Below are 502 nucleotides of genomic sequence, written 5' to 3'. Positions count from 1 at the left end.
ACTTTCGTAATTCCCAAGAACACTTGAATGTGTGTTGGTACCTACATCTTTCGATATAGGATTTGAGAACTTTTAAATGAATAACATTAATCAAATGTTATTCGTCAGCTTTCCAAATTGTTAAAGAGCTATGCAAACTTAATGCATTTTCTAAAGAATCTCGGCGGCAAAAATTCCAACCACGTACGTTTTAATGAAGTGGTTTGGAAAATCTTAATCCAAAATTACTTAGAGAATGGTGGGCGATACCGGGCTCGAACCAGTGACCCCCTCCTTGTAAGGGAGGTGCTCTCCCAACTGAGCTAATCGCCCACATAAGTTTCCTGTTGTTTTCACTTTATAAAAGTAAAACAAAGGCCATTCCTTCGTGGAAAAGAATGGTGGGTCGTGCAGGATTCGAACCTGCGACCAATTGATTAAAAGTCAACTGCTCTACCAACTGAGCTAACGACCCAATGGTATCCCGTAGGGGAGTCGAACCCCTGTTACCGCCGTGAAAGGG

2 tRNA genes are annotated in these 502 nt (G+C 41.8%); both read right to left on the bottom strand.

Features of this window, described 5'->3' with window-relative positions:
• Positions 1 to 236 precede the first annotated feature (236 nt).
• Positions 237 to 312, bottom strand: a tRNA-Val gene (locus tag VME0621_RS26030).
• 66 nt (positions 313 to 378) lie between these two features.
• Positions 379 to 454: transfer RNA gene (locus VME0621_RS26025), tRNA-Lys, on the bottom strand.
• Positions 455 to 502: the final 48 nt, after the last annotated feature.

It is taken from the genome of Vibrio mediterranei (assembly GCF_900088415.1).
GTDB classification, from domain to species: domain Bacteria; phylum Pseudomonadota; class Gammaproteobacteria; order Enterobacterales; family Vibrionaceae; genus Vibrio; species Vibrio mediterranei.
The sequence above is the reverse complement of the archived record's forward strand: the minus strand, read 5'-3'. Positions and strand labels throughout refer to the sequence as shown.